The organism is Janthinobacterium sp. JF4, assembly GCF_059617925.1.
This window is the reverse complement of the sequence record NZ_JCAQAV010000013.1, coordinates 24,416-49,275: the sequence shown is the minus strand read 5'-3', so window position 1 is coordinate 49,275 and position 24,860 is coordinate 24,416. Positions and strand designations below refer to the sequence as shown.

At 60.8% G+C, this 24,860-nt stretch carries 27 protein-coding genes and 1 tRNA gene; all 28 read left to right on the top strand.

Annotated features, from left to right (window positions below; translation table 11 throughout):
• The first annotated feature begins 106 nt into the window (after window positions 1-106).
• The 28 genes from AC54AF_RS12630 to ispD all read left to right on the top strand — a co-directional run bounded on the left by AC54AF_RS12630 (window position 107) and on the right by ispD (window position 24,855).
• Window positions 107-802, top strand: a complete 696-nt coding sequence (locus AC54AF_RS12630; protein ID WP_496636819.1) for a hypothetical protein — start codon at window positions 107-109, stop codon at window positions 800-802.
• 6 nt (window positions 803-808) lie between these two features.
• Window positions 809-1,108 carry a hypothetical protein gene (locus AC54AF_RS12625; protein ID WP_496636818.1) on the top strand — a complete coding sequence of 100 codons (300 nt, stop codon included), beginning with the start codon at window positions 809-811 and terminating at the stop codon, window positions 1,106-1,108.
• A gap of 132 nt (window positions 1,109-1,240) precedes the next feature.
• Window positions 1,241-3,187, top strand: coding sequence for a methyl-accepting chemotaxis protein (locus AC54AF_RS12620; protein ID WP_496636817.1), 1,947 nt, complete (start codon window positions 1,241-1,243; stop codon window positions 3,185-3,187).
• A gap of 151 nt (window positions 3,188-3,338) precedes the next feature.
• Window positions 3,339-3,548, top strand: a complete 210-nt coding sequence (locus AC54AF_RS12615; RefSeq protein WP_496636816.1) for a hypothetical protein — start codon at window positions 3,339-3,341, stop codon at window positions 3,546-3,548.
• A 108-nt stretch (window positions 3,549-3,656) separates the two neighbouring features.
• Complete coding sequence (locus tag AC54AF_RS12610; RefSeq protein WP_496636815.1) at window positions 3,657-4,418, top strand: GIN domain-containing protein; 762 nt, start codon at window positions 3,657-3,659, stop codon at window positions 4,416-4,418.
• A gap of 64 nt (window positions 4,419-4,482) precedes the next feature.
• Window positions 4,483-5,091 (top strand): tetratricopeptide repeat protein, encoded by a 609-nt coding sequence (locus AC54AF_RS12605; RefSeq protein WP_496636814.1) that lies wholly within the window; start codon window positions 4,483-4,485, stop codon window positions 5,089-5,091.
• 68 nt (window positions 5,092-5,159) lie between these two features.
• A complete protein-coding gene (locus AC54AF_RS12600; RefSeq protein WP_496636813.1) occupies window positions 5,160-6,140 on the top strand; it encodes an NAD(P)H-quinone oxidoreductase in 981 nt (326 codons plus the stop codon).
• A gap of 72 nt (window positions 6,141-6,212) precedes the next feature.
• Entirely contained in the window at window positions 6,213-6,962 is a 750-nt protein-coding gene (tpiA, locus tag AC54AF_RS12595; RefSeq protein ID WP_496636812.1) for a triose-phosphate isomerase, read from the top strand.
• 28 nt (window positions 6,963-6,990) lie between these two features.
• Entirely contained in the window at window positions 6,991-7,401 is a 411-nt protein-coding gene (secG, locus tag AC54AF_RS12590) for a preprotein translocase subunit SecG (protein ID WP_070255615.1), read from the top strand.
• A gap of 191 nt (window positions 7,402-7,592) precedes the next feature.
• Window positions 7,593-7,677 (top strand) — tRNA-Leu (locus AC54AF_RS12585).
• 177 nt (window positions 7,678-7,854) lie between these two features.
• Window positions 7,855-8,214: an NADH-quinone oxidoreductase subunit A gene (locus tag AC54AF_RS12580; protein WP_071076971.1), complete on the top strand. Its 360-nt coding sequence runs from the start codon at window positions 7,855-7,857 to the stop codon at window positions 8,212-8,214.
• Window positions 8,215-8,217: 3 nt separating this feature from the next.
• On the top strand, window positions 8,218-8,694 hold the full coding sequence (locus AC54AF_RS12575; RefSeq protein ID WP_010399733.1) for a NuoB/complex I 20 kDa subunit family protein: 477 nt from the start codon (window positions 8,218-8,220) through the stop codon (window positions 8,692-8,694).
• Between the two features lie 17 nt (window positions 8,695-8,711).
• The gene (locus tag AC54AF_RS12570) at window positions 8,712-9,305 is read left to right on the top strand and encodes an NADH-quinone oxidoreductase subunit C (RefSeq protein ID WP_496636811.1); all 594 of its coding nucleotides are present in this window, start codon (window positions 8,712-8,714) and stop codon (window positions 9,303-9,305) included.
• Complete coding sequence (locus AC54AF_RS12565) at window positions 9,305-10,558, top strand: NADH-quinone oxidoreductase subunit D (RefSeq protein WP_034749992.1); 1,254 nt, start codon at window positions 9,305-9,307, stop codon at window positions 10,556-10,558. The genes AC54AF_RS12570 and AC54AF_RS12565 overlap by 1 nt, the downstream gene beginning before the upstream one ends.
• A 12-nt stretch (window positions 10,559-10,570) precedes the next feature.
• Window positions 10,571-11,050, top strand: coding sequence for an NADH-quinone oxidoreductase subunit NuoE (gene nuoE / locus AC54AF_RS12560; protein ID WP_035820520.1), 480 nt, complete (start codon window positions 10,571-10,573; stop codon window positions 11,048-11,050).
• On the top strand, window positions 11,047-12,342 hold the full coding sequence (gene nuoF / locus AC54AF_RS12555) for an NADH-quinone oxidoreductase subunit NuoF (protein ID WP_496636810.1): 1,296 nt from the start codon (window positions 11,047-11,049) through the stop codon (window positions 12,340-12,342). The genes nuoE and nuoF overlap by 4 nt, the downstream gene beginning before the upstream one ends.
• A gap of 22 nt (window positions 12,343-12,364) precedes the next feature.
• Window positions 12,365-14,698 carry an NADH-quinone oxidoreductase subunit NuoG gene (gene nuoG / locus AC54AF_RS12550; RefSeq protein ID WP_496636809.1) on the top strand — a complete coding sequence of 778 codons (2,334 nt, stop codon included), beginning with the start codon at window positions 12,365-12,367 and terminating at the stop codon, window positions 14,696-14,698.
• Window positions 14,698-15,780, top strand: coding sequence for an NADH-quinone oxidoreductase subunit NuoH (nuoH, locus tag AC54AF_RS12545; RefSeq protein ID WP_496636808.1), 1,083 nt, complete (start codon window positions 14,698-14,700; stop codon window positions 15,778-15,780). Before nuoG ends, nuoH begins: the two co-directional genes overlap by 1 nt.
• Window positions 15,781-15,794: 14 nt before the next feature.
• A complete protein-coding gene (gene nuoI, locus AC54AF_RS12540) occupies window positions 15,795-16,283 on the top strand; it encodes an NADH-quinone oxidoreductase subunit NuoI (protein ID WP_010399726.1) in 489 nt (162 codons plus the stop codon).
• Window positions 16,284-16,348: 65 nt separating this feature from the next.
• The gene (locus tag AC54AF_RS12535; RefSeq protein ID WP_034749981.1) at window positions 16,349-16,981 is read left to right on the top strand and encodes an NADH-quinone oxidoreductase subunit J; all 633 of its coding nucleotides are present in this window, start codon (window positions 16,349-16,351) and stop codon (window positions 16,979-16,981) included.
• Window positions 16,978-17,286 carry an NADH-quinone oxidoreductase subunit NuoK gene (gene nuoK, locus AC54AF_RS12530; RefSeq protein WP_010399724.1) on the top strand — a complete coding sequence of 103 codons (309 nt, stop codon included), beginning with the start codon at window positions 16,978-16,980 and terminating at the stop codon, window positions 17,284-17,286. The genes AC54AF_RS12535 and nuoK overlap by 4 nt, the downstream gene beginning before the upstream one ends.
• Window positions 17,287-17,332: 46 nt before the next feature.
• Complete coding sequence (nuoL, locus tag AC54AF_RS12525; RefSeq protein ID WP_496636807.1) at window positions 17,333-19,417, top strand: NADH-quinone oxidoreductase subunit L; 2,085 nt, start codon at window positions 17,333-17,335, stop codon at window positions 19,415-19,417.
• Window positions 19,418-19,446: 29 nt separating this feature from the next.
• Complete coding sequence (locus AC54AF_RS12520; protein ID WP_131687226.1) at window positions 19,447-20,946, top strand: NADH-quinone oxidoreductase subunit M; 1,500 nt, start codon at window positions 19,447-19,449, stop codon at window positions 20,944-20,946.
• A 16-nt stretch (window positions 20,947-20,962) separates the two neighbouring features.
• Window positions 20,963-22,465 (top strand): NADH-quinone oxidoreductase subunit NuoN, encoded by a 1,503-nt coding sequence (gene nuoN / locus AC54AF_RS12515; RefSeq protein ID WP_131687227.1) that lies wholly within the window; start codon window positions 20,963-20,965, stop codon window positions 22,463-22,465.
• A 3-nt stretch (window positions 22,466-22,468) separates the two neighbouring features.
• Window positions 22,469-22,798, top strand: a complete 330-nt coding sequence (locus AC54AF_RS12510) for a DUF2818 family protein (RefSeq protein WP_496636806.1) — start codon at window positions 22,469-22,471, stop codon at window positions 22,796-22,798.
• A gap of 57 nt (window positions 22,799-22,855) precedes the next feature.
• Window positions 22,856-23,413 carry an NUDIX domain-containing protein gene (locus AC54AF_RS12505; RefSeq protein WP_496636805.1) on the top strand — a complete coding sequence of 186 codons (558 nt, stop codon included), beginning with the start codon at window positions 22,856-22,858 and terminating at the stop codon, window positions 23,411-23,413.
• Window positions 23,414-23,421: 8 nt separating this feature from the next.
• Window positions 23,422-24,117, top strand: a complete 696-nt coding sequence (locus AC54AF_RS12500; protein ID WP_496636804.1) for a hypothetical protein — start codon at window positions 23,422-23,424, stop codon at window positions 24,115-24,117.
• Between the two features lie 12 nt (window positions 24,118-24,129).
• On the top strand, window positions 24,130-24,855 hold the full coding sequence (ispD, locus tag AC54AF_RS12495) for a 2-C-methyl-D-erythritol 4-phosphate cytidylyltransferase (RefSeq protein WP_496636803.1): 726 nt from the start codon (window positions 24,130-24,132) through the stop codon (window positions 24,853-24,855).
• Window positions 24,856-24,860 lie beyond the last annotated feature (5 nt).

Here is a 24,860-nt window from a genome sequence, read left to right as displayed (position 1 = left end):
TGCCGGCTTGTGCATCTGCCTTGATGCAGCTCACATTGGCCGCCGCCGTTCTCTGTAGATTCGGGAGAGGATCTTCCCCTGAACGAGTCTTCCAAGGAGATGCAGCATGCGCACATTCTGCGGGCTGGCCGCCGCCTTTCTGCTTGCCGTCGCGCCCGGCGTCCGGGCACAGCTGGACAACGTGCCCACGCCGGTGCCGCTGCCCATCCCGATCACCGCCGCATCCGCGACCATGCCGGCGCAGGACCTCGACGCCTTGCGCGCCGTGCATGCGCGCGAAATCAATGACCTCAGCACCTTCAAGACGGCGGGCTTGCAGCGCGAAGCGATCGATCCCTACCTGGACAGCGCGCCGGGCCAGCAATTCCTGCGCGAACTGCGCGCCGCCGATCCCGCCGCTCCGGCCGAGACGATTTACGCGCGGGCCGTCGAGCAGCTCGCTTCCGGCAGCACCTTGCCCGATTTGCAAGCCATGTCGGCCGCATTGGTCAAAATCGTGCCGCATGGCCAGAATGTGTCGCCGTACTCACCGTATTTCACCACCAGCGCGCAATTGCAGCTGGCCTCAGGCCGCTGCGTGACCCTGGCCGACTGTTTCGGCTTGCCCTTGAAGAGCGAGGCGCCGCTGTATGATGTGTATCAAATACTGCCCAAGGGCACCGTCAACGTGTTTGTCAGCCAGGTGGCGCCGACAGAAGAGCTGGGCGGGCTGGTGCGGCGCCGTGGCGGCGCGCAACAGTATCTATTGCCCAACCGCAGCCTGTGGTCGGCCCCCGTGCTGATCGGCACGATCAAGAATTGAGGAGAGATGATGGAGCAACAGCGTTTGCAAGCCCATGCCGCCGAACTGGAGCAATTGCTGGCACGCCTGGCATCCGCCGACGGGGAGGTGGCCGACCTGCGCAGCGCGCTGGAACCGCTGCTGGCCCTGGCCGGCAGCGGCGCCTTGACCGCACCCCTGCCGTGGGGCGATATCCCCGGTGGGCGCTACTTTACTGAGGGCAGTTTGCGCCGCTACCCCGCGCTGGAACAGGCATTTGCCCGCTTCCGCATCGAGGCGACGGGCGGCGAATCGCCGGCCCTGCGCAAGCTGCGCGGCGAGACGTAGCTGAGATGTAGTTAATATATGGTATCAATTGTTGTTTATGGGTAATTGAGAGTCGGTATTGCTTGACGACAAAATCTTATTCCCTGACCATGGCGCATCCCTCCCGATTTTCTCTTTTTTATTGGATGCACCATGTTGTCCTCCCTTAAGGCGCGGCTGATCGCCATCGCCGTTTCCATCGTCGTGCTGGCCATGCTGGCCGTCGCCATCGCCAATTTCTTCACTACGCGCTCCAGCACCCTGGCCGCGCTCGACACGCAGATGCTGCAGTTGTCGCACAGCCATGCGCAGGCCATCGCCGAATGGCTGCGTTCCAAGCAAGCCGTCGTGGGCTCGCTCAAGCAGGGCGCCACGGCGGCCGATCCGCTGCCGGCCCTGAAGGCGGCCGAGCAGGCGGGCACCTTCGACATGGCGTATATCGGCTTTGCCGACAAGCACGCCGTCTTTTCGCAGGAGCGCAAGCGCGCCGCCGACTACGATCCCACGGCGCGGCCCTGGTACAAGCTGGCCTCCGAAGCGGGCGGCCCCGTCATCACGGCGCCGTATATCGGTGCCAGCACGGGCAAGCTGGTGGTGACGTTCGCCGAGCCGCTGGGCGGCAAGGGCAGCGTGACGGGCGTGCTGGCGGCCGACGTGATGATGGATGCCGTGGTGCAAAACGTCGCTTCGATCAAACCGACGGCGTCCAGTTACGCCTTCCTCGTTGACGGCGGCGGCAAGATCATCGCCCACCCGGATGGCAAGCTGACCCTGAAACCGCTGGCCGAGCTGGACCCGGGCCTGAGCGCGCAGGCGCTGGGCAATATTGAAAAGAGCGGCGACGGCGCCGCCATTCGGCTGGGCGAACGCGACGGTATCTTGCATGTAAGTAAGGTGCCAGGCAGCGACTGGCTGCTGGCGACCGTGCTCGACCGCGCAGAAGCGACGCAGGCACTGAGCTCCATGCTGCGCGCCTCGGCCCTGACGGCCTTGCTGGTGCTGGCCCTGGCCGCCACGGTCTTGAGCGTGCTGGTGGCGCGCGCTTTGCGCCGCCTGGGCCTGGTGCGCGATGCGATGGAAGCCATCGCCACGGGCGACGGCGACCTGACCAGCCGTCTCGACGCGCAAGGCTCGGACGAGCTGGCGCAGATCGCCAAGGCGTTTAACCTGTTCGTCGAAAAGATCGCCACCGTGCTGGTGCAGATCCGCAGCATCAGCACCCTGGTGCGCAGCGAATCGGCCGATATTGCCGCTGGTAATGCCGACTTGTCCTCGCGCACGGAAGCGCAGGCGGGCGCGCTGGAAGAAACAGCCAGTTCGATGGATGAGCTGACCTCGACCGTCAAGCAGAATGCGGAAAACGCGCATGCAGCCAATGAACTGGCCGTATCCGCCTCGGAAGTGGCGGCCAAGGGCGGCCGCGTGGTGCAGCAGGTGGTCGGCACTATGGCCGGCATCCAGGAAAGCTCGCGCAAGATCGTCGACATCATCGGCGTGATCGACGGCATCGCTTTCCAGACGAATATCCTGGCATTGAACGCGGCCGTCGAGGCGGCGCGCGCGGGCGAGCAGGGCAGGGGCTTTGCCGTGGTGGCATCCGAAGTGCGCAACCTGGCGCAACGGTCTGCTGGTGCGGCGAAGGAAATCAAGGCATTGATCGGCGATTCGGTGGAGAAGGTCGATGCGGGCGGCCGCCTCGTCGATGAGGCGGGCCAGACCATGGATCAGGTGGTGGCGTCGGTGCAGCAATTGACGACCATCATGAGCGAGATCACGGTGGCCAGTCGAGAACAGAGCGCCGGCATCGGCGAGATCAATACGGCCGTCACGCACATGGATACCATGACGCAGCAAAACGCGGCCCTCGTCGAGCAGGCCGCCGCTGCCGCGGAAAGCCTGCAGGAGCAGGCCGTGGACCTGGCGCAGGCCGTCGGCATGTTCCGCCTCGGTGATGCCGGCTCTGCCGCAGTACCCGCGCCCGTGACGCGGCTCAAGGCGAAGCCGGCCGCTCCTGCGCAGCGCGCGCCGTCCCGCGTGCTGCCGCCCGTTAAACCGGTCAAGGCGGCCAAGTCCGGCGCTGACGAGTGGGAAGAGTTTTAATCGCTCTGCAGTAAATGAACGTTTATCCGCGTTTTTGTCAGGCCAGCCTGCCAAAAGCGCAGTTCGTCGCAATCGGCGTGTCTGCCGGGGGCGGTATGGCTATAGTGACACCATACCGCAAGCCCATTGCCAGACACCCGAGGAGATTCAAATGAACGTCGCTAACAACATGGAAGTCATCGCCATTGCCGCCGCCATCGTGCTCGGCGCCAGCTGCTACGCCATCGCCCCGGCCGCCCCGGCCCTGCAAGTGGCCAGCTCCAGCCACGTCAGCGCCGCGCCAGCGGGCAAGGCTGCCATGCACGTGGTGGTGGTCAAGGCCAAGCGCCTGAGCGCTACCGAAAAAGCCCGTTTCGCATAATCGATTGTCAGCAGTTTTCGGCGCTGCTACAGTGCTAGCCAATGGCAATGCGCGGGAACCCCGCGAGGCGCCGCGACACATAAAAACAAGATACCGAGGATGCACTACATGAAAAAGATATTGCAACTGGCGCTGCTGTTCCTGGCGACTTTGGGCCTGGTGCGCGGCGTCGCCGCCGAGACCCGCTTGCTGGAAATGCGCAACGTCGACGCCCGCGTCGTGCGCGTCAAGCTCGACGGCGTGATGGAGGTGCGCATTCGCCAGGGCAACGTGGCTTCGCTGAGCATCACGGCCGACAAGCGCTACATCGCCGATGTCAGCACGGCGCAAAGCGGCGATACCCTGCACATCGAAACGGAAGTGCGCGGCTTCAAGCTCGGCCCTTCGTCGATCCGCGCCGACCTGGTCTTGCCGCACTTGCGCGAACTGAGCTCGGAAGGTTTTGGCAGCACGGACATCACGGGTTTCAAGGGCGAGGAACTGACCCTGTCGCTGGAAGGGGCGGGCAGCATCAAGCTGGTGGGCGACTACCGCAAGCTCAATGCCAGCCTGGGCGGCGTGGGCAGCATGCAGATATGGATAGGCAACAATGAGCACGCCGAGCTGGATTTGCAGGGCGCCGGTTCCGTGGTGCTGGGCGGACGCGGGCGCATCCTGAAGGCCAGTCTGGGCGGCCTGGGCAGCCTGAATGCGAAGCAGTTCGAGGCCGATGCCGTCAACCTGGAATTGAGCGGCCTGGGCAATGCCACGGTGAATGCCCATACGAATGCCAAGCTGAACCTGAGCGGACTCGGTTCGGTGGTGGTGTACGGCAAGCCGGCCAACCGCGATGTCAGCGTCGAGGGCCTGGGCAAAGTTAGCTGGAAATAAAAGCATCCTGCCGCAGCCGTTATTGGCAGGACAAGAATAAGTAGTCAGACCACATCCCATTCCGATGAAAAAACTGATCATTACCTTACTCATGCTGTTGACGATACAGCTACCCGCGCGGGCTGGCTTCGTCGAAGGCGCCAGCGCCTACAACAACAAGAATTACGCGCTGGCTTACAAGGAAATATTGCCCCTTGCTAAGACCGGCAACGCCGATGCCCAGCATTTGCTGGGCTTGATGTATTACATGGGGCGGGGTTTGCCGCAGGATTACAAGCAAGCCATGTTCTGGCACCGCAAGGCGGCCGAGCAGGGCAAGGCCGATGCCCAGTATGTGGTGGGCGCCATGTATTACACGGGCAACGCCGTGCTGCAGGACCACAAACAGGCCGTGGGCTGGTTTCGCAAGGCGGCCGAGCAAAACCATGCCGAGGCGCAGCAGGTGCTGGGCCTGATGTACCGCTACCACATGGGCGGCGTGCAGCAGGATAACGTCATCGCCTACATGCTGTGGAACCTGGCGGCGGCGAATGGCAACGCGAATGCGGCCGACCAGCGCGCTGCCGTGGTGCGCAAGATGACGCATGAGCAAGTCGAGGAAGGACAAGCGCTGTCGGCGAAATGGAAGCCGGGCACGCCCTTGCCGCGCCAGTCGAAGACGGGCGGCGCTTAGCGGGAGGCCTTCAGCAAGGGGCGGCGGCTTGGCGTACAATCGCCGTTTTCCCTTGAAAGAGTCCCGCCATGCGTGCAGTTGCCATCAGCCAGCCAGGTCCCGCCGACGTTTTGCAGATCGTGGAACGTCCCATGCCGCAATATAAGGCGGGTGAACTGCTGATCAAGGTGCGCGCGGCCGGCATCAACCGTCCCGACGTGCTGCAGCGCCTGGGCAAATATGCGCCGCCAGCTGGCGCATCCGACTTGCCCGGCCTGGAAGTGGCGGGCGAAGTCGTCGATGGCGATTTCAGCAACACGGCATTCAAAAAGGGTGACCTGGTCTGCGCGCTGGTGCAGGGCGGCGGCTATGCCGAATACTGCGCCGCGCCCGCCGGCCAGTGCCTGCCCTTGCCGCAAGGCTTGACGGCGCTGGAAGGCGCGTCCCTGCCGGAAAATTTCTTTACCGTCTGGAGCAATGTCTTCGACCGCTGCGCGCTGGCCGGCGGCGAAACCTTGCTGGTGCAGGGCGGCACGTCCGGCATCGGCGTGGCGGCGATCCAGCTGGCCGCTGCCCTCGGTCATCGCGTCTTCGCCACGGCGGGCAGCGACGAGAAGGCGCGCGCCTGCGAGCTGCTCGGCGCCGAACGGGGCATCAACTATCGCACGGAAGATTTCGTCGCCGTCGTCAAGGAATTGACCGATGGCAAAGGCGTCGATGTCATCCTCGACATGGTGGGCGGCGACTACCTGCCGCGCGAAATCGATTGCCTGGCCGATGATGGCCGCATCGGCCTGATCGCCGTGCAGGGCGGCACCAAGGCGGAGCTGGACCTGGGGCAAGTGCTGCGCCGCCGCCTGACGGTGACGGGTTCCACCTTGCGTCCCCGTTCAGTCGCCTTCAAGGCGGCCATCGCCAACCACCTGCGCACTACCGTCTGGCCGCTGATCGAAGCGGGCAAGATCAAGCCTGTCATCTACAAAACTTTCCCGTTGGAAAAAGCCAACGAGGCGCATGCCTTGATGGAAGCGAGTACGCACGTGGGCAAGATCATGTTGCAAGTTGCCTGAAACGGGGCACTGCCTGTTTGACCGGCATCGGTGCCGGAGTTAGAATGACGGGTTATTAGAATTTAGGCTACTATGCGTCGCAAACTCGTCGTCGGAAATTGGAAAATGAACGGCAGTCGCACCTCGAACGCGGTGTTATTGTCTGAAATAGTTGCTGGCCTGGCTGCCTCTGGCGCCGCCAGCGCCGTCTGTGTGCCAGCGCCGTATCTGGCGCAGTGCCAGGCGCAATTGGCAGGCACGGCTCTTGGCTGGGGTGCGCAGGATGTGTCCGCGCACGCCAGCGGCGCCTACACGGGAGAAATCTCGACCGCCATGCTGCAGGATTTTGGCTGCAGCCATGTGGTGATCGGGCATTCCGAGCGCCGCGCCTACCATGGCGAGAGCGATGCGCAGGTGGCGGCCAAGACGGTTGCCGCGCTGGCGGCAGGCATTACGCCTATCGTCTGCATCGGCGAAACCCTGGCGCAGCGCGAAGCGGGCCAGACCAATGCCGTCGTGGCGCAGCAGCTGGGCGCCGTGCTGGCGGCCATTGGCGACGACGACGTGGCGAAACTGGTGCTGGCCTATGAGCCAGTCTGGGCCATCGGCACGGGCAAGACAGCCACGCCGCAAATGGCGCAGGACGTGCATCAGGTATTGCGCGGCCAGTTGGCGCAAAAGAATGCGGTAGCGGCCGCCGGCGTGCAAATCCTGTACGGCGGCAGCATGAAGCCAGAGAACGCAAAAGAATTGATGGCGATGCCGGATATCGATGGCGGTCTGATCGGTGGAGCGGCATTGAAGGCGGCGGATTTCCTGGCGATTATTCACGCCGCTGATTGAATTACTTTAAACTAAGAATGGAATTGCAATGAACATGATGTTCAATCTGGTAGTGGTAGTACAGGTTATTTCGGCATTGTCGATTATCGCGCTGGTGTTGCTGCAGCACGGCAAGGGTGCCGACATGGGCGCCGCCTTCGGTTCGGGTGCCTCGGGCAGCCTGTTCGGTGCGACGGGTTCGTCGAACTTCATGTCGAAATCGACGGGCGTTGCCGCCGCGATCTTCTTCGGTGCCACCCTGGCCCTGTCGCTGATGGCCAATCAGCGCGCCACGACGGTCGGCGGCGGCGTGATGGATAAAGTCGTCAAGCCAGTGCCGGTCACCGGCGCGGGCGCGATCCCGACGACGGTGCCGGCAGCCCCTGCGGCACCAGCGGCCAGCGCTCCGGCAGCGGCGGCACCGGTTGCCAGCACTCCGGCAGGCGCGATTCCGAAGTAATTCTGTATTCACTCGATACCTCATCGAGAGTAATTCTCATTGCGAGCAGATTATTGCTCAATGTTTTGGCAGTGCGGCAGGAAAAAATCGTGGCGCGCTGGAAGATGTAAAAATTTATCGTTTTTATCTGTGTTTTGATGCATTTGTGCATTAACTTTAGCGGCAAAGCAGAGTAGAATACGGGCCTTACCGCCGACGTGGTGAAATTGGTAGACACGCTATCTTGAGGGGGTAGTGGCGCAAGCTGTACGAGTTCGAGTCTCGTCGTCGGCACCAGAAATCAGAAGCCAGCAACGGCGCACGAGCCATGGCTCGTACAAAGTTGCTGGCTTTTTTTACGAGGATGTGTCGTTCGATCCTGGTCTTAGCTTTGATTGGGGTCGTGCGTTAGATACGCTGCAAATGATCGCAGCGTCCTCATTTAACCGATCGTTCAATATAAGCTCATCAATCGTGAACCTCGAAAATTACTTCCCCGTCCTGCTGTTCATTATTATCGGCCTTGGTGTCGGTATCGCTCCCCAGCTCCTGGGGCGCCTGTTAGGCCCTCACAAGCCTGATGCAGCAAAACTCTCCCCGTACGAATGTGGCTTTGAAGCATTCGAAGACGCGCGCATGAAATTTGATGTGCGCTACTATCTGGTCGCAATCCTGTTTATTTTGTTCGATCTGGAAACGGCATTCTTTTTCCCATGGGGCGTTGCAATGCGCGACCTGGGCTGGGCCGGTTTCGTCACGATGATGGTGTTCATCGCTGAATTCGTGGTCGGATTTTGGTACATTTGGAAGAAAGGTGCCCTTGACTGGGAATAAGCCATGGCTATTGAAGGCGTATTAAGCGAAGGTTTCATCACCACCTCGGCCGACAAGCTGATCAACTGGGCGCGCACCGGGTCTATGTTCCCGATGACGTTCGGTCTGGCCTGCTGTGCGGTCGAAATGATGCATGTGGGCGCAGCCCGCTATGATATGGACCGTTTCGGCGTCGTGTTTCGTCCGTCGCCGCGTCAGTCCGACGTCATGATCGTTGCCGGCACCCTGTGCAACAAGATGGCGCCGGCCCTGCGCAAGGTCTACGACCAGATGGCGGAGCCGCGCTGGGTCATCTCGATGGGTTCCTGCGCCAATGGCGGCGGGTACTACCATTACTCCTACTCCGTGGTGCGCGGTTGCGACCGCATCGTGCCCGTCGACGTGTATGTGCCTGGCTGTCCTCCGACCGCTGAAGCCTTGTTGTACGGCATCATGCAGTTGCAGAACAAGATCAAGCGTACCAGCACGATCGCACGCTAACCGGGCCGCTTCAGATTATGACAACACATTTAGAAGTATTGCAAAACGCCCTCGGCACTGCCCTGGGCGATCGCGTTAGCACGACGGTTGCACTGGGCGAAGTCACCCTGGTCGTCAAGGTCGAGGACTACCTGGCCGTGATGCAGACCTTGCGCGACGATCCGACCCTGCATTTCGAGCAGCTGCTCGACCTGTGCGGCGTCGACTACTCGACCTATGGCGACGGTAGCTGGGATGGCCTGCGTTTCGCGGCCGTGTCGCACTTGCTGTCGGTCAAGCACAACTGGCGCGTGCGCGTGCGCGTGTTCGCGCCCGACGACGACATGCCGCTGCTGCCTTCCGTGGTGAGCATCTGGCGCGCCGTCAACTGGTACGAGCGCGAAGCGTTCGACCTGCTCGGCATCCTCTTCGAAGGCCACAACGACTTGCGCCGCCTGCTGACCGACTACGGTTTCATCGGCCATCCGTTCCGCAAGGATTTCCCCGTCTCCGGCTATGTCGAGATGCGCTACGATCCGGAACAAAAGCGCGTGATTTACCAGCCCGTGACGATCGAGCCGCGGGAAAACGTGCCGCGCGTGATCCGCGAAGAACATTACGGGATGAAATAATGGCTGAGATTAAGAACTACACCCTGAACTTTGGGCCGCAGCATCCGGCCGCGCACGGTGTGCTGCGCCTGGTGCTGGAGATGGATGGCGAAGTCATCCAGCGCGCCGACCCGCATATCGGCCTGCTGCACCGCGCCACCGAAAAGCTGGCCGAGCAAAAGACCTACCTGCAATCCGTGCCGTACATGGACCGTCTCGACTATGTGTCGATGATGTGCAATGAACATGCGTACGTGATGGCCATCGAAAAGATGCTGGGCCTGGAAGTGCCGCTGCGCGCGCAATACATCCGCGTCATGTTCGACGAGATGACGCGCATCCTGAATCACCTGATGTGGCTCGGTACCCACGCGCTCGACGTCGGCGCCATGGGCCCGTTCCTGTATTGCTTCCGCGACCGCGAAGACTTGTTCGACGCCTACGAGGCAGTCTCGGGCGCGCGCATGCACGCGGCCTACTACCGTCCGGGCGGCGTGTACCGCGACCTGCCGGACGCGATGCCGCAGCACAAGGCGTCGATCATCCGCAACGCCAAGGCGATCGGCAAGCTCAACGAAAACCGCCAGGGTTCCCTGCTGGACTTCATCGAAGACTTCGCGCGCCGTTTCCCGAATTCCGTGGACGAGTACGAAACGCTGCTGACCGATAACCGTATCTGGAAACAGCGCACGGTCGGCATCGGCGTGGTCTCGCCGGAAGATGCGCTGGCCATGGGCTTTACGGGCGCCATGCTGCGCGGCTCGGGCGTGCAGTGGGACTTGCGCAAGAAACAGCCGTACGAAGTGTACGACCTGATGGATTTCGACATTCCTATCGGCACCAACGGCGATTGCTACGACCGCTACCTGGTCCGCGTGGAAGAGCTGCGCCAGTCGAACCGCATCATCAAGCAGTGCGTCGAGTGGCTGCGCAACAATGAAGGTCCTGTCATGACCAGCAACCGCAAGGTGGCGCCTCCGGGTCGCGTCGACATGAAGACCAACATGGAATCCTTGATTCACCACTTCAAGCTGTTTACGGAAGGTTTCCACGTGCCGCCAGGCGAGGCCTACAGCGCCGTGGAGCATCCGAAGGGCGAGTTCGGCGTCTACCTGGTGTCCGATGGCGCCAACAAGCCGTACCGCATGAAACTGCGCGCGCCAGACTACGCCCACTTGCAGTCGCTCGACGAGATGGCGCGTGGGCACATGCTTGCCGACGCCGTGACCATCATCGGGACGCAAGATATCGTGTTCGGCAGTATTGACCGCTAAGAGGCAAAAAGTATGTTGTTATCAGAGCAATGCTATAAGAAAATTGACCGCGAGCTGGCCAAGTACCCGGCCGACCAGCGTCAGTCGGCCGTCATGGCCGCGCTGGCCCATGCCCAGGATGAACTGGGCTGGCTGGCGCCGGAAACCATGAAGGAACTGGCCGATTACATCGGCATGCCGGCGATTGCCGTGCAGGAAGTGGCCACGTTCTACAATATGTACAACGTGAAACCCGTGGGCAAGCACAAGATCACCGTGTGCACCAACCTGCCATGCGCCCTGTCGGGCGGCGTGCGCGCTGCAGAATACCTGAAGCAGAAACTGGGTATCGATTTCCGCGAAACCACCGCTGACGGCCAGTTCACCCTGGTTGAAGGCGAGTGCATGGGTGCTTGCGGCGATGCGCCTGTCTTGCTGGTCAGTAATAAAACCATGTGCAGCTGGATGTCGAACGAGAAAATCGACGCCATGCTGGAGGAACTCAAGAAATGACGTCACTCCACAATCGCCATATCGATCCATTGATCCTGAAGGATCTGGATGGCAAGAACTGGCATTTGCAAGATTATGTGAACCGCGGCGGCTATAGCGCTCTGCGGCGTATCCTGGAAGAGAAAATCACGCCGGAACAGATCATCGCCGACCTCAAGGCTTCGTCCTTGCGCGGCCGTGGCGGCGCGGGTTTTCCTACCGGCTTGAAGTGGAGCTTCATGCCGCGCCAGTTCCCGGGTCAAAAATACCTCGTCTGCAATACAGATGAAGGCGAACCGGGCACTTTCAAGGACCGCGACATCATTCGTTACAATCCCCATGCCCTGATCGAAGGCATGGCCATTGGCGCTTATGCGATGGGCATCACCGTCGGCTATAACTATATCCACGGCGAAATCTGGGCCGAGTACGCCCGTTTCGAGGAAGCGCTGGAAGAGGCGCGCGCCGCCGGTTTCCTGGGCGGCAAGATCATGGGCAGCGAGTTCTCGTTCCAGTTGCATGCGCACCATGGTTATGGCGCCTACATCTGCGGCGAAGAAACGGCCCTGCTCGAATCGCTGGAAGGCAAGAAAGGCCAGCCGCGCTTCAAGCCGCCTTTCCCTGCCTCGTTTGGCCTGTACGGCAAGCCGACGACGATCAACAACACGGAGACCTTCGCGGCCGTGCCATTCGTGCTGAACATCGGTCCAGAGAAATACCTGGCGATGGGCAAGCCGAACAATGGCGGTTCGAAGATCTTCTCGATCTCGGGCGACGTGGAAAAACCGGGCAACTACGAAGTGCCGCTCGGCACCCCGTTTGCGACCCTGCTGGAACTGGCAGGCGGCATGCGCGGTGGCAAAAAGATCAAGGCCGTGATCCCTGGCGGTTCGTCCGCGCCGGTGATCCGCGGCGACATCATGATGCAGACCGACCTGGACTACGACTCGATCGCGAAAGCCGGTTCGATGTTGGGTTCGGGCGCCGTTATCGTGATGGACGAAACACGCTGCATGGTAAAGGCGCTGGAACGCCTGTCCTACTTCTACTTTGAAGAATCGTGCGGCCAGTGTACGCCTTGCCGTGAAGGCACAGGCTGGATGTACCGCATGGTGCACCGCATCGAGCAGGGGCAGGGTCGTCCAGACGACCTGGACATGCTCAACTCGATCGCCGACAACATCCAGGGCCGCACCATTTGCGCGCTGGGCGATGCGGCTGCCATGCCGGTACGGGCCTTCATTAAGAATTTCCGTGAAGAATTTGAATATCATATCGAGCACAAGCATTGCTTAGTGCCCGCATATATCTAAGCTGCGTCAGGTAACGATCACCATGGTTGAAATCGAAATAGACGGCAAAAAAGTCGAAGTCCCTGCTGGTAGCATGGTGATGGACGCCGCCAACAAATTGGGAACCTACATTCCGCACTTCTGCTATCACAAGAAATTGTCGATCGCAGCGAACTGCCGCATGTGCCTGGTCGAAGTGGAAAAGGCGCCCAAGCCTTTGCCCGCTTGTGCGACCCCGGTCAGTGCCGGCATGATCGTGCGCTCCGCCAGCGATAAAGCTGTGCAGGCGCAAAAGTCGGTCATGGAATTCTTGCTGATTAATCACCCGCTCGATTGCCCTATCTGCGATCAGGGCGGCGAATGCCAGTTGCAAGACTTGGCAGTGGGCTACGGCAAGAGCGAATCGCGCTACAAGGAAGACAAGCGCGTGGTGCAGCCGAAGGAAGCCGGTCCGCTGGTGTCCATGCAGGAAATGTCGCGCTGCATCCAGTGCACCCGCTGCGTACGCTTTGGCCAGGAAGTGGCCGGCGTGATGGAGTTGGGCATGATCGGCCGCGGCGAACACTCGGAAATCGTGTCCTTCGTCGGCCAGACGGTCGACTCCGAACTGTCGGGCAACATGATCGACCTGTGCCCGGTTGGCGCACTGACGTCGAAGCCGTTCCGCTACAGCGCCCGTACGTGGGAACTGTCGCGCCGCAAATCCGTCAGCCCGCATGACGGCCTGGGCGCGAACCTGATCGTGCAAGTGAAAGCTGGCAAGGTCAAGCGCGTATTGCCGCTGGAAAACGAAGCCGTCAACGAGTGCTGGATCTCGGACAAGGACCGTTTCTCGTACGAAGCGCTGGACAGTGCCGAACGCCTGACTTCCCCGATGCTGAAACAGGGCAACGAGTGGAAAGAAGTCGATTGGCAAACGGCGCTGGAATACGTGGCGCACGGCCTGAAAAATATCAAGCACGAACATGGCGCCGACGCCATCGCCGCGCTGGCAACGCCGCATTCGACCGTCGAAGAGCTGGTCCTGCTGCAAAAAGTGGCCCACGGTCTCGGTTCCGAGCACGTCGACTTCCGCCTGCGCCAGACCGACTTCGCGCTCGACGCAAGTGTCAAACCATGGCTGGGCATGCCGATCAGCGAATTTGGCCAGATCAAGCGCGCCTTCGTCATCGGCTCGTTCCTGCGCAAGGATCATCCATTGCTGGCCACGCGTTTGCGCGCGTCCGTCAAGGGCGGCGCCAAGCTGTCGATCCTGCACGCCGCCGACGACGATCAATTGATCAGCATCGCCAACAAGATGATCGTCGCGCCGAGTGATTGGCTGGCGGCCTTGTCGGAAGTGGTCGTCGCTGTTGCCAAAGCCAAAGAAATCGCCGCGCCAGCCGGTTTTGAAGCGGTGACCGCTTCGGACGTGGCTGTCGCCATCGCTGCCAGCCTGATGGCGGGCGACCATGGCGCCGTGCTGCTGGGTAACGCGGCGACGCAACACCCGCAAGCGTCGCAACTGCATGCTGCCGCGCAATGGATCGCCGAACAGACGGGCGCCAAGCTCGGTTACCTGACGGAAGCGGCCAACACGGTAGGCGCGCACCTGCTCGCCAAGCCGCGCACCAATGTGCAAGCCGCGTTCGCCGTACCGAAGAAAGCCTACGTGCTGCTGCACGCCGAGCCGGAACTCGATGCCGCCAATCCACAAGCGGCCCGTGCCGCCCTGGATGGCGCCGAGATGGTCGTGGCGATGTCGGCCTTCAAGCACGGCATGGATTACGCCGATGTCTTGCTGCCGATCGCTCCGTTCGCTGAAACCTCGGGCACCTTCGTCAACTGCGAAGGCCGCGCGCAAAGTTTCAACGGCACCGTCAAACCGCTGGCCGATACCCGTCCAGCCTGGAAAGTGCTGCGCGTCCTGGGCAACATCCTGGGCCTGGCCGGTTTCGACTACGACACCTCCGAAGCGATCCGCGACGAAGCGTTTGGTGCCGGCGTGACCGATCTGTCGGCACAGCTGAACAACATCGCGAAAAATGCACCGGAAGCGGCAAGCTACGCACCGGCGTCGCCGGCACTGCAACGCATCGCCGACGTGCCGATCTACTTCGCCGACGCGCTGGTACGCCGCTCCGAACCGCTGCTGCGCACGGTCGACGGCGCCGCGCCGCAAGCCCATCTGTCGCCAGCATTGGCCGAGAAGCTGGGCATCAAGGCAGGCGACAAGGTCAAAGTGGCGCAAGGCTCCGGCAACGCCATCCTGGTGGCGGCAATCCATGCCGGCCTGCCAGCCAATGTGGTTAAAGTGTCGGCGGCGCATGCCTCGACGGCTAGCCTGGGCGGCATGTTCGGTGACATCACAGTTGAAACAGCAGAGGGGAAAATCTGATGGCTCTGCCTGAATTTGTAAACGTCATCAACAGCAGCGGCCAGGATTTGCTGGGCGGCTCCTGGCCGTTCTTCTGGACCCTGATCAAGATCCTGTGCGTGCTGTTGCCGCTGATGGGCCTGGTTGCCTACCTGACCTTGTGGGAACGCAAGCTGATCGGCTGGATCCAGATCCGCGTCGGCCCGAACCGCGTCGGTCCATTGGGCCTGCTGCAACCGATCGCCGATGCGCTGAAACTCTTGTTCAAAGAGATCATCATCCCGTCCAAGGCCGCCAAGGGCCTGTTCGTGATCGGCCCGATCATGACCATCATGCCGGCCCTGGCCGCCTGGTCGGTCGTGCCGTTCGGCCCGCAAGCCGTGCTGGCCAACGTCAACGCGGGCTTGCTGATGCTGCTGGCGATTACCTCGATGGAAGTCTACGGCATCATCATCGCCGGCTGGGCCTCGAACTCGAAGTACTCGTTCATGGGCGCCATGCGCGCTTCGGCTCAGATGATTTCGTATGAAATCCCGATGGGCTTCGTGATGGTCATCGTGCTGATGGTCTCGGGCAGCCTGAACTTCATCGATATCGTCAGCGGCCAGCAAATCGGCTTCTTCGCCGACAAGGGCGTGAACTTCCTGTCGTGGAACTGGCTGCCGCTGCTGCCGATGTTCGTCATCTACCTGGTGTCGGGCCTGGCTGAAGCCAACCGTCACCCGTTCGACGTCGTCGAAGGCGAGTCGGAAATCGTCGCCGGCCACATGGTCGAGTACTCGGGCATGGCCTACGCCATGTTCATGCTGGCCGAATACGCCAACATGATTCTGATCGCCGCCCTGGCTTCGATCATGTTCCTCGGTGGCTGGTCCGCACCATTTGCTTTCCTTGAGTTCTGGGGTGGTTTCGGCGGCTTCTTCTGGCTGTTCGTCAAGACCTTCTTCATCGTGTCGGTGTTCATCTGGGTGCGCGGTACTTTCCCACGCTACCGTTATGACCAGATCATGCGCCTCGGCTGGAAAGTGTTTATCCCGTTGACGCTGGTCTACCTGGTCTTCGTCGCTGCCTGGATGCAGACATCCTGGAATATTTGGAAGTAAGAGAGTGCATACGAATGGATAAGGTAAAAGATTTCTTCAGCAGCCTCTTGTTAGGCGAGCTGATCAAGGGCATGGCGCTGACAGGCAAGTACATGTTTTCGCGCAAGATCACGGTGCAATTCCCGGAAGAGAAGACACCGATCTCGCCGCGTTTCCGTGGCTTGCACGCGCTGCGCCGCTACCCGAACGGCGAGGAACGTTGCATCGCCTGCAAACTGTGCGAAGCGGTTTGCCCGGCGATGGCCATCACGATCGAATCGGAACAGCGTGACGACGGCTCGCGCCGCACCACGCGTTACGATATCGACTTGACCAAGTGCATCTTCTGCGGTTTCTGCGAAGAGTCCTGCCCGGTCGATTCGATCGTCGAGACGCAAATCCTGGAATACCACGGCGAGAAACGCGGGGATTTGTATTACACGAAAGAGATGTTGCTGGCCGTGGGTGATCGTTATGAAAATGACATCGCCGCTGCGCGCGCCGCCGACGCACCTTATCGCTGATGGATGCGCCGTAGCCCCAGGCTGCGGCGCGCCCCTCGTTCATCTGTACGTCTATTGGGTTTTTTATGGACTTTAAAACAATTTTGTTTTACGCCTTCGCGCTGATCTTGATTCTGGCAGCGACGCGCGTTATCACGGCCCGTAATCCGGTCCACGCAGTACTGTTCCTGGTGCTGTCCTTCTTTTCCGCAGCGGGCATCTGGATGCTGCTGCAAGCTGAATTCCTGGCCATCGTGCTGGTATTGGTGTATGTCGGCGCCGTGATGGTGCTGTTCCTCTTCGTCGTCATGATGCTCGATATCAATATCGACCGCATGCGCGAAGGCTTCTGGGGCTATCTGCCATTGTCGGTGACGGTGGGCGTGATCATCGTGCTGGAAATGGCCGCCGTCCTGTGGCACGGTTTCCGCAACTTTGCGCCTAGCATCGCCCCGGTGAACGTCAACCTGGGCGGCACCAAGGAACTGGGCCTGCTGATCTACACGGAATATGTGTTCGCCTTCGAGATCGCCGCCGTCGTGCTGCTGGTGGCCATCGTTGCCGCGGTTGCACTGACTTTGCGCAAACGCAAGGACACCAAGCATTTTGCTCCAGGCGATGCCGTGCGCGTCAAGCGCAACGACCGCCTGAAGATCATCAAGATGGACGCGGTGGTCGAGCGTCCTGCGGCTGAGCCGGAAGTTAAGGAGGCACCATGACATTATCGCTCACACATTTTCTGGTCCTGGGCGCGATCCTGTTCGCAATCTCGATCGTCGGTATTTTCCTGAACCGCAAGAACATCATCGTATTGCTGATGGCAATCGAATTGATGCTGCTGGCGGTGAATATGAATTTCATCGCGTTCTCCCATTTCATGGGCGACGCGGCCGGTCAGATCTTCGTTTTCTTCATCCTGACGGTTGCCGCCGCTGAGTCGGCTATCGGTCTGGCTATTCTGGTGGTGATGTTCCGTAATCTGGATACCATCAACGTCGAAGACCTGGACAGCCTCAAAGGCTGATGTTTTTCAGACTCGATCTCTCGAATAATAACGATTAAGGTTCATCATGGCGGGGCAACTCCTCAACCCTAACCTCCTTCTTGCCGTACCGCTGGCGCCGCTGGCCGGTGCCGCGATTGCAGGCTTGCTTGGCACCCAGTTCCTGGGTAATTTGGTCGGACGCAAGACGTCGCATACCGCGACGATCCTGGGCGTACTGATTGCGTTCATCCTGTCCGTGCAGACACTGCTGGCAGTGATGGATGGCGCGACATTCAATGGCACGATCTATAACTGGATGACGATCGGCACCCTGAAGATGGAAGTGGGCTTCCAGATCGATTCGCTGTCGGCGATGATGATGTGCGTGGTCACCTTCGTCTCGCTGATGGTGCACATCTACACGATCGGCTACATGAAGGACGACGAAGGCTACAACCGCTTCTTCGCCTACATCTCGCTGTTCACGTTTTCGATGCTGATGCTGGTCATGGCCAACAACTTCCTGCAACTGTTCTTCGGTTGGGAAGCCGTGGGCCTGGTCTCCTACCTCCTGATCGGTTTCTGGTACCAGCGTCCGACGGCCATCGTGGCCAACATGAAGGCTTTCCTCGTCAACCGCGTGGGCGACTTCGGCTTCATCCTGGGCATCGGCCTGCTGCTGGCTTACGCCGGCACCATGAACTACCAGGAAGTGTTCGCCAAGAAAGACGAACTGGCGCTGTTGAGCTTGCCAGGTACCGACTGGGCCCTGCTGACCGTTGCCTGCATCTGCCTGTTCATCGGCGCGATGGGCAAGTCGGCGCAGTTCCCGCTGCACGTGTGGCTGCCTGACTCGATGGAAGGTCCTACCCCGATCTCGGCTCTGATCCACGCCGCGACGATGGTGACGGCCGGTATCTTCATGGTTTCGCGCATGTCGCCGCTGTTCGAACTGTCCGACACGGCACTGTCCTTCATCCTGGTGATCGGCTCCATCACGGCGCTGTTCATGGGCTTCCTGGGCATCATCCAGAATGACATCAAGCGCGTCGTCGCTTACTCGACCCTGTCGCAGCTGGGCTACATGACCGTGGCGCTGGGCTCGTCCGCGTACTCCGTGGCCGTGTTCCACCTGATGACGCACGCATTCTTCAAGGCACTGCTGTTCCTGGGCGCCGGTTCCGTCATCATCGGCATGCACCATGACCAGGACATCCGCAACATGGGCGGCCTGCGCAAGTACATGCCGATCACCTGGATTACTTCCCTGGTCGGTTCGCTGGCCTTGATCGGCACGCCGCTGTTCTCCGGCTTCTACTCGAAAGACAGCATCATCGAAGCCGTCGAAGCGACGCACATCTGGGGCGCTGGCTTTGCCCAGTTCGCCGTGCTGGCTGGCGTGTTCGTCACCGCCTTCTACTCGTTCCGCATGTATTTCCTCGTCTTCCACGGCAAGGAACGTTTTGGCCAAGCGCATGCGCACGGTCACGACGACCATCACGCACCAGCGGCCAAGCATGATTCGGACGCGCACGATGAAGAAGACGAAGACGACCACGCGCACCACGGTCTGGAACCTGGCCAGAAGCCGCACGAGTCCCCATTCGTCGTATGGTTCCCGCTGGTGATGCTGGCGATTCCTTCGCTGATTATCGGTTACCTGACGATCGGCCCGATGCTGCATGGCGATTTCTTCAAGGGCGTGATCTTCGTTGGCGAAAACCATCCAGCAATGGAAGAGTTGTCGCATGAATTCCACGGCGCGATGGCGATGGCGATCCACGGCCTGTCGACGGCACCGTTCTGGCTGGCATTGTCCGGCGTCGTGGCAGCCTACTACTGCTACATGGTCAACCCGCGTGTACCGGCCTGGTTCTTTGCCAAGTTCCACGCGATCCACACCCTGCTGGACAACAAGTACTACATGGACAAGTTCAATGAAGTCGTGTTCGCCGGCGGTGCCCGCTTGCTGGGTAATGGCCTGTGGAACTTCGGTGACAAGAAGCTGATCGACGGTTTCGTCGTCAATGGTAGCGCCAAGGTCGTCGCCTGGCTGTCCTCGCTGTCGCGAGTGCTGCAGACCGGCTACATCTATCACTATGCATTCGTGATGATCCTGGGCGTGCTGGGCTTCCTGATCTATTTCCTGCCATTCTGGCCCGCTAAGTAAGCTGACCTGATAAAAGAATACTGAGAACCATGATGCAGTCTACGATTTCTACACTACCTCCTTACCTGAGTCTGTCGATCTGGGTGCCGATCATTTGCGGCGTCCTGGTCCTGGCTCTCGGCCGTGACAGCAAAGCGGGCTTTACCCGCTGGCTGTCGCTGGCTGGCGCCGTGCTCAGCATGCTGTGCACCTTGCCGCTGATCCAGCATTTCGACAACGCCGCACACGGCATGCAATTCGTCGAAAAAGCGCCATGGATTGAAACCTTCAATATCTGGTATTCGCTGGGTATCGACGGCCTGTCGCTGTGGTTCGTGCCACTGACGGCCTTCATCACCGTCATCGTCGTCATTTCGGCCTGGCAAGTGATCGAGAAGCGCATCGCCCAGTACATGGGATCGTTTTTGATCCTGTCGGGCCTGATGATCGGCGTGTTCTGCGCGCTCGACGGCTTGCTGTTCTACTTCTTCTTTGAAGCAACCCTGATCCCGATGTTCATCATCATCGGTATCTGGGGCGGTTACAACCGCGTGTACGCGTCGTTCAAGTTCTTCCTGTACACCTTCTTCGGTTCGCTGCTGACCCTGGTTGCCATCATCTACCTGCGCAATGTGTCGGGCACCTTCGACATCCTGGCCTGGCATGCGTTCAAGCTGACGATGAACGAACAGATCTTCATCTTCCTGGCCTTCCTGATGGCGTTTGCCGTCAAGGTGCCGATGTTCCCCGTCCACACGTGGTTGCCGGACGTCCACGTGGAAGCGCCTACCGGTGGTTCCGCCGTGCTGGCCGCCATCATGTTGAAACTGGGCGCCTACGGTTTCCTGCGTTTTTCGCTGCCAATCACGCCGGACGCCAGCCACTACCTGTCGGGTTTCATGATCGCCTTGTCGCTGATCGCCGTCATCTACATCGGTCTGGTTGCCCTGGTGCAAACGGACATGAAAAAACTGGTCGCCTATTCGTCGATCGCGCACATGGGTTTCGTGACCCTGGGCTTCTTCATGTTCAACGACATTTCGGTGCAGGGCGGTATCGTGCAGATGGTCTCGCACGGCTTCATCTCCGGCGCGATGTTCCTGTGCATCGGCGTGCTGTATGACCGCATGCATACCCGCAACATCGCCGACTACGGCGGCGTCGTGAACCGCATGCCGAAATTTGCCGCCTTCTTCGTCCTGTTCTCGATGGCCAACTGCGGCTTGCCAGCCACGTCCGGCTTCGTCGGCGAGTTCATGGTGATCCTGGGCGCGGTGCAATACAACTTCTGGATCGGTCTGCTGGCTGCAACGGCACTGATCTGGGGCGCGGCGTACTCGCTGTGGATGGCCAAGCGCGTGGTGTTCGGCAAGATCAAGAACAAGCACGTGGCCGAACTGACCGACATCAACAAACGTGAATTCTTCATGCTTGCTGTGCTGGCCATCGCCGTGCTCGTGATGGGTCTGTACCCAGCCCCGTTCACCGACACGATGCAAACTTCGGTTGCCGACCTGCTGCAGCATGTCGCCATCAGCAAGTTGCCTTAAATAGAAGACCGATAACATGACTAATGCACCTAATCTGGTACCGCTGTACGCGGAAATCTTTCTGCTGATCGCCACGTCGGCGCTCTTGCTGATCGATATGTTCTTGCCTGCGGCGAAGCGTTCGATCACCTATGCGCTGTCGCTGCTGACCCTGGCCGGCTGCGCCTTGCTGACCGTGGGCGACTTCAACGCGGGCACCACCGTCTACACGTTCCACAACATGTTCGTGTCGGACCCGATGTCGCAGCTGCTGAAACTGTTCTCGTACGGCGCCGTGGCGCTGACCCTGATCTACTCGCGTGCCTATGCCACCGACCGCAACATGCTGTCGGGTAACCTGGGCGGCGAGTTCTACGTGCTGGCCCTGTTTGCATTGCTGGGCCAGATGATCATGATCTCGGCCAACAACTTCCTGATCATCTACCTGGGTCTGGAACTGATGTCGCTGTCGCTGTACGCGCTGATCGCCTTGCGCCGTGACAATGCCAAGGCCACGGAAGCGGCCATGAAATACTTCATCCTGGGCGCGCTGGCTTCCGGTTTCATGTTGTACGGTATCTCGATGCTGTACGGTGCGTCCGGCACGCTGGACCTGGGCGAACTGCGCGTGGCGCTGGAAAACGGCAAGACCAACGGCACCATCATGGTCTTCGGCCTGGTGTTCCTCGTTGCCGGCCTGGCCTTCAAACTGGGCGTCGTGCCATTCCACATGTGGGTGCCTGACGTGTATCAAGGTTCGCCGACGGCCGTGACCTTGCTGCTGGGCGGCGCGCCGAAACTGGCCGCGTTTGCCATTACCCTGCGTTTGCTGGGCGAGGGCTTGCTGCCGATGGCGCATGACTGGCAGCAAATGCTGCTGGTGCTGGCCGTGATGTCGCTGGCCATCGGCAACTTCACCGCCATCGCGCAAACCAATCTGAAGCGCATGTTGGCGTACTCGACCATCGCGCAAATGGGCTTCGTTCTGCTGGGCCTGCTGTCCGGTACCGTCGATGCGCCGAACAACACCCTGAACGCGGCTGGCGCAGCCACCGCCTACGGCGCCTCGATGTACTACGTCATCACCTACGTGTTCACGACCCTGGGTACCTTTGGCGTGATCATGTTGTTGGCACGTAATGGTTTCGAAGCAGAAGAACTGGCCGACTTCAAGGGCCTGGGCAAACGCAGCCCGATCTTCGCGCTGGTGATGACCCTGTTCATGTTCTCGCTGGCCGGCGTGCCGCCGCTGATGGGCTTCATGGCCAAGTACTCGGTGCTGGCCTCCGTGCTGGCCACGGGCCAACTGTGGCTGACCATCGCCGCCGTGCTGTTCTCGCTGATCGGCGCCTTCTACTACCTGCGCGTCGTGAAGATGATGTGGTTCGACGAGCCGACCGATACCAACGCGCTGGTCGTGCATGGCGACATGCGCGTCGTGCTGGCCCTGAACGGCGTATTCGTCCTGGCCCTCGGTGCGATGCCTAACAGCATCCTGGCTGCCTGCGCGACGGCCATCACCAAGACCCTGGCGTCCTGACCGATGGATGTCACCGCCTCGAGCTGGCTGGTGATCGTCCTGGGCATCCTGGGCGCCAACCTGCCGTTCCTGAACGAGAAACTGTTTGCCGCCGTGCCCCTGAAAAAGGCGGCGCAGGCAGACGGGGGCAAAGGCTGGCGCAAGCCGCTGGCGCTGCGCCTGCTGGAGATGGTGATTCTGTACTTCATCGTCGGCGCCGTGGCGTTCGCGCTCGAAGCGCGCATCGGCAACGGTTTCCCGCAGACGTGGGAGTTTTATGCCATCACCGGGTGTCTGTTCCTGGTGCTGGCTTTCCCAGGCTTTGTCACACGTTACCTGCGCAAACGACATTAGCCCCATCGACCGAAAGCGGCGCCTCTGGCGCCGTTTTTTATTGAATAAAGGAATTCCATGGATACGAATCTGACTGAAACCAAAGTGGACGGCGAGCTCGTCTATCAGGGCGGCTTCCTGCGGGTGCAGCGCGACCGCGTTGCACTGCCGGACGGCAAGATCACGGCGCGTGAATTCGTCCTGCACCCGGGCGCCGTCGTCATCCTGCCGCTGCTCGACGATGGCACCGTGCTGATGGAGCGCCAGTACCGCTATCCGCTGGACCGGGTCTTCATTGAATTCCCGGCCGGCAAGATCGATGCGGGAGAATCGCACCTGGCCTGTGCCCGGCGCGAGTTGCTGGAGGAAACGGGCTACACGGCCAGCGACTGGCAATTCGTCTCCACCATCCACAACGCCATCGCGTATTCGGACGAGCACCTGGAGCTGTTTCTGGCGCGCGGCCTGGTCGCGGGCGAACGCCAGCTCGACGAGGGCGAATTCCTGGAAACGTTCACGGCCACCGTGCCGCAGCTGCTCGACTGGGTCAGGGATGGCACCATCACGGACGTGAAAACCGTCATCGGCATCTTCTGGCTCGACAAGATCACCAGCGGCGCCTGGCAACCGGCCTGATTCCGCGCATGCGCACGGCTCTTTTCCTGCTGCTTGCCTGTGTCACCCTGGGTGCGCAGGCGCAGGCGCGCACGCCGTTCCAGGTGCGCTGCGAAGACACGATCAGCAAGACGGTGTCCGTGCTGACGGCGCAGCAGAACGGCTACAGCATCGACACGCATCTGCCATACAAGGCCCTGACGGTGATGAAGGGCACGGCGCGCGCCAATACCTGGGTGCTAGGACTGACGAAAACGGATTCGCAGGTGCGGATCGCCCTGGCCGGCCCCATGCTGCAGGACCCGGCCAGCGGCTATGAATGCGTGGCGCCGCAGATTACCGTGTCCCTCACGTATGCGCCCGTGGTGATCTATATCGGCCGCGAGTTTGCCCCCGGCACTTGCGCGTATGATGAGATACTCGCGCACGAGCTGCGGCACATGAAAACCTATATGGAACACTTGCCGCGCGTGGAAAAGACCGTGCGCGCGGCGCTGGCCAAACGCTTCGAGGCGCGGCCCCTGTATGCGCCCAGCGGCACGGCCAAGGCGGCACTGGCGCGCGAGATCGACACGGGCTGGTTGCCGTACATCAAGGCCGAAATGCGCAAGGTGGAAACCTTGCAGGCGGCCATCGATTCTCCACAGGAATATGCGCGCCTGGGCAAGGCGTGCAAGGGCGAGATCCAGAACATCCTGGCGGGCAAGGCAGCGCCCGCCAACTAGACAAGGAATGGCATGACAGCAGCACCGAACACCGTCCGCTACTTTGCGCTGATCCCCGCCGCCGGCGTGGGTGCGCGCATGGAAGCGGGCAGTCCCAAGCAATACCTGAACATCGCGGGCAAGCCCATGCTGCGCCACGCGCTCGACGCCTTTCTCGCCAGCCCGCTGATCGCGCATACGTATGTCGTCGTCAGCGCCGAGGATGGCCTGATTGATATGGTCGTGCCCGAGCAAGGCGCAGGGGTTGGCATATCGGTGCTGCGCTGCGGCGGCGCCACGCGCATGGAAAGCATCCTGAATGGCTTGCACGCCGTGCACGGCAGCATAGCCGCCCACGACCAGGTGCTGGTGCACGACGCGGCGCGTCCCGGCCTGACGCCGGCGCTGATCGCAAAGCTCATTGCCGAAGTCGGTGAACATCCGGCCGGCGGCCTGCTGGCCTTGCCCGTGGTCGATACCGTCAAGCGGGCGGGAGCGGGCACGGGTGCCGCCAGCATGTCGGCGCAGACGGTGCCGCGCGACGGCCTGTGGCTGGCGCAGACGCCGCAAATGTTTTCCTATGCCTTGCTGCACAAAGCTTTATCCGAAGCACCCGATCCGCAAGCGATTACCGACGACGCCAGCGCCGTCGAAGCGCTGGGCCTGGCGCCCAGGCTGGTCGAAGGCCACCCGCGCAACCTGAAGGTGACCCTGCCGCGCGACATACACACGGCCGAGCTGTATTTGGCTAACCCTTGAACTTC

Bases quoted from the DNA above. Each gene is read 5' to 3' on its own strand.
- AC54AF_RS12505 (WP_496636805.1), top strand. From the start codon at position 22,856: ATGGATACGAATCTGACTGAAACCAAAGTGGACGGCGAGCTCGTCTAT.
- AC54AF_RS12605 (WP_496636814.1), top strand. From the start codon at position 4,483: ATGAAAAAACTGATCATTACCTTACTCATGCTGTTGACGATACAGCTA.
- ispD (WP_496636803.1), top strand. From the start codon at position 24,130: ATGACAGCAGCACCGAACACCGTCCGCTACTTTGCGCTGATCCCCGCC.
- AC54AF_RS12510 (WP_496636806.1), top strand. From the start codon at position 22,469: ATGGATGTCACCGCCTCGAGCTGGCTGGTGATCGTCCTGGGCATCCTG.
- AC54AF_RS12535 (WP_034749981.1), top strand. From the start codon at position 16,349: ATGGACTTTAAAACAATTTTGTTTTACGCCTTCGCGCTGATCTTGATT.
- AC54AF_RS12600 (WP_496636813.1), top strand. From the start codon at position 5,160: ATGCGTGCAGTTGCCATCAGCCAGCCAGGTCCCGCCGACGTTTTGCAG.
- AC54AF_RS12575 (WP_010399733.1), top strand. From the start codon at position 8,218: ATGGCTATTGAAGGCGTATTAAGCGAAGGTTTCATCACCACCTCGGCC.
- tpiA (WP_496636812.1), top strand. From the start codon at position 6,213: ATGCGTCGCAAACTCGTCGTCGGAAATTGGAAAATGAACGGCAGTCGC.
- nuoG (WP_496636809.1), top strand. From the start codon at position 12,365: ATGGTTGAAATCGAAATAGACGGCAAAAAAGTCGAAGTCCCTGCTGGT.
- AC54AF_RS12620 (WP_496636817.1), top strand. From the start codon at position 1,241: ATGTTGTCCTCCCTTAAGGCGCGGCTGATCGCCATCGCCGTTTCCATC.
- AC54AF_RS12615 (WP_496636816.1), top strand. From the start codon at position 3,339: ATGAACGTCGCTAACAACATGGAAGTCATCGCCATTGCCGCCGCCATC.
- AC54AF_RS12570 (WP_496636811.1), top strand. From the start codon at position 8,712: ATGACAACACATTTAGAAGTATTGCAAAACGCCCTCGGCACTGCCCTG.
- AC54AF_RS12565 (WP_034749992.1), top strand. From the start codon at position 9,305: ATGGCTGAGATTAAGAACTACACCCTGAACTTTGGGCCGCAGCATCCG.
- nuoL (WP_496636807.1), top strand. From the start codon at position 17,333: ATGGCGGGGCAACTCCTCAACCCTAACCTCCTTCTTGCCGTACCGCTG.
- AC54AF_RS12520 (WP_131687226.1), top strand. From the start codon at position 19,447: ATGATGCAGTCTACGATTTCTACACTACCTCCTTACCTGAGTCTGTCG.
- secG (WP_070255615.1), top strand. From the start codon at position 6,991: ATGAACATGATGTTCAATCTGGTAGTGGTAGTACAGGTTATTTCGGCA.
- AC54AF_RS12500 (WP_496636804.1), top strand. From the start codon at position 23,422: ATGCGCACGGCTCTTTTCCTGCTGCTTGCCTGTGTCACCCTGGGTGCG.
- nuoE (WP_035820520.1), top strand. From the start codon at position 10,571: ATGTTGTTATCAGAGCAATGCTATAAGAAAATTGACCGCGAGCTGGCC.
- AC54AF_RS12630 (WP_496636819.1), top strand. From the start codon at position 107: ATGCGCACATTCTGCGGGCTGGCCGCCGCCTTTCTGCTTGCCGTCGCG.
- nuoF (WP_496636810.1), top strand. From the start codon at position 11,047: ATGACGTCACTCCACAATCGCCATATCGATCCATTGATCCTGAAGGAT.
- AC54AF_RS12610 (WP_496636815.1), top strand. From the start codon at position 3,657: ATGAAAAAGATATTGCAACTGGCGCTGCTGTTCCTGGCGACTTTGGGC.
- nuoH (WP_496636808.1), top strand. From the start codon at position 14,698: ATGGCTCTGCCTGAATTTGTAAACGTCATCAACAGCAGCGGCCAGGAT.
- nuoN (WP_131687227.1), top strand. From the start codon at position 20,963: ATGACTAATGCACCTAATCTGGTACCGCTGTACGCGGAAATCTTTCTG.
- nuoK (WP_010399724.1), top strand. From the start codon at position 16,978: ATGACATTATCGCTCACACATTTTCTGGTCCTGGGCGCGATCCTGTTC.
- nuoI (WP_010399726.1), top strand. From the start codon at position 15,795: ATGGATAAGGTAAAAGATTTCTTCAGCAGCCTCTTGTTAGGCGAGCTG.
- AC54AF_RS12625 (WP_496636818.1), top strand. From the start codon at position 809: ATGATGGAGCAACAGCGTTTGCAAGCCCATGCCGCCGAACTGGAGCAA.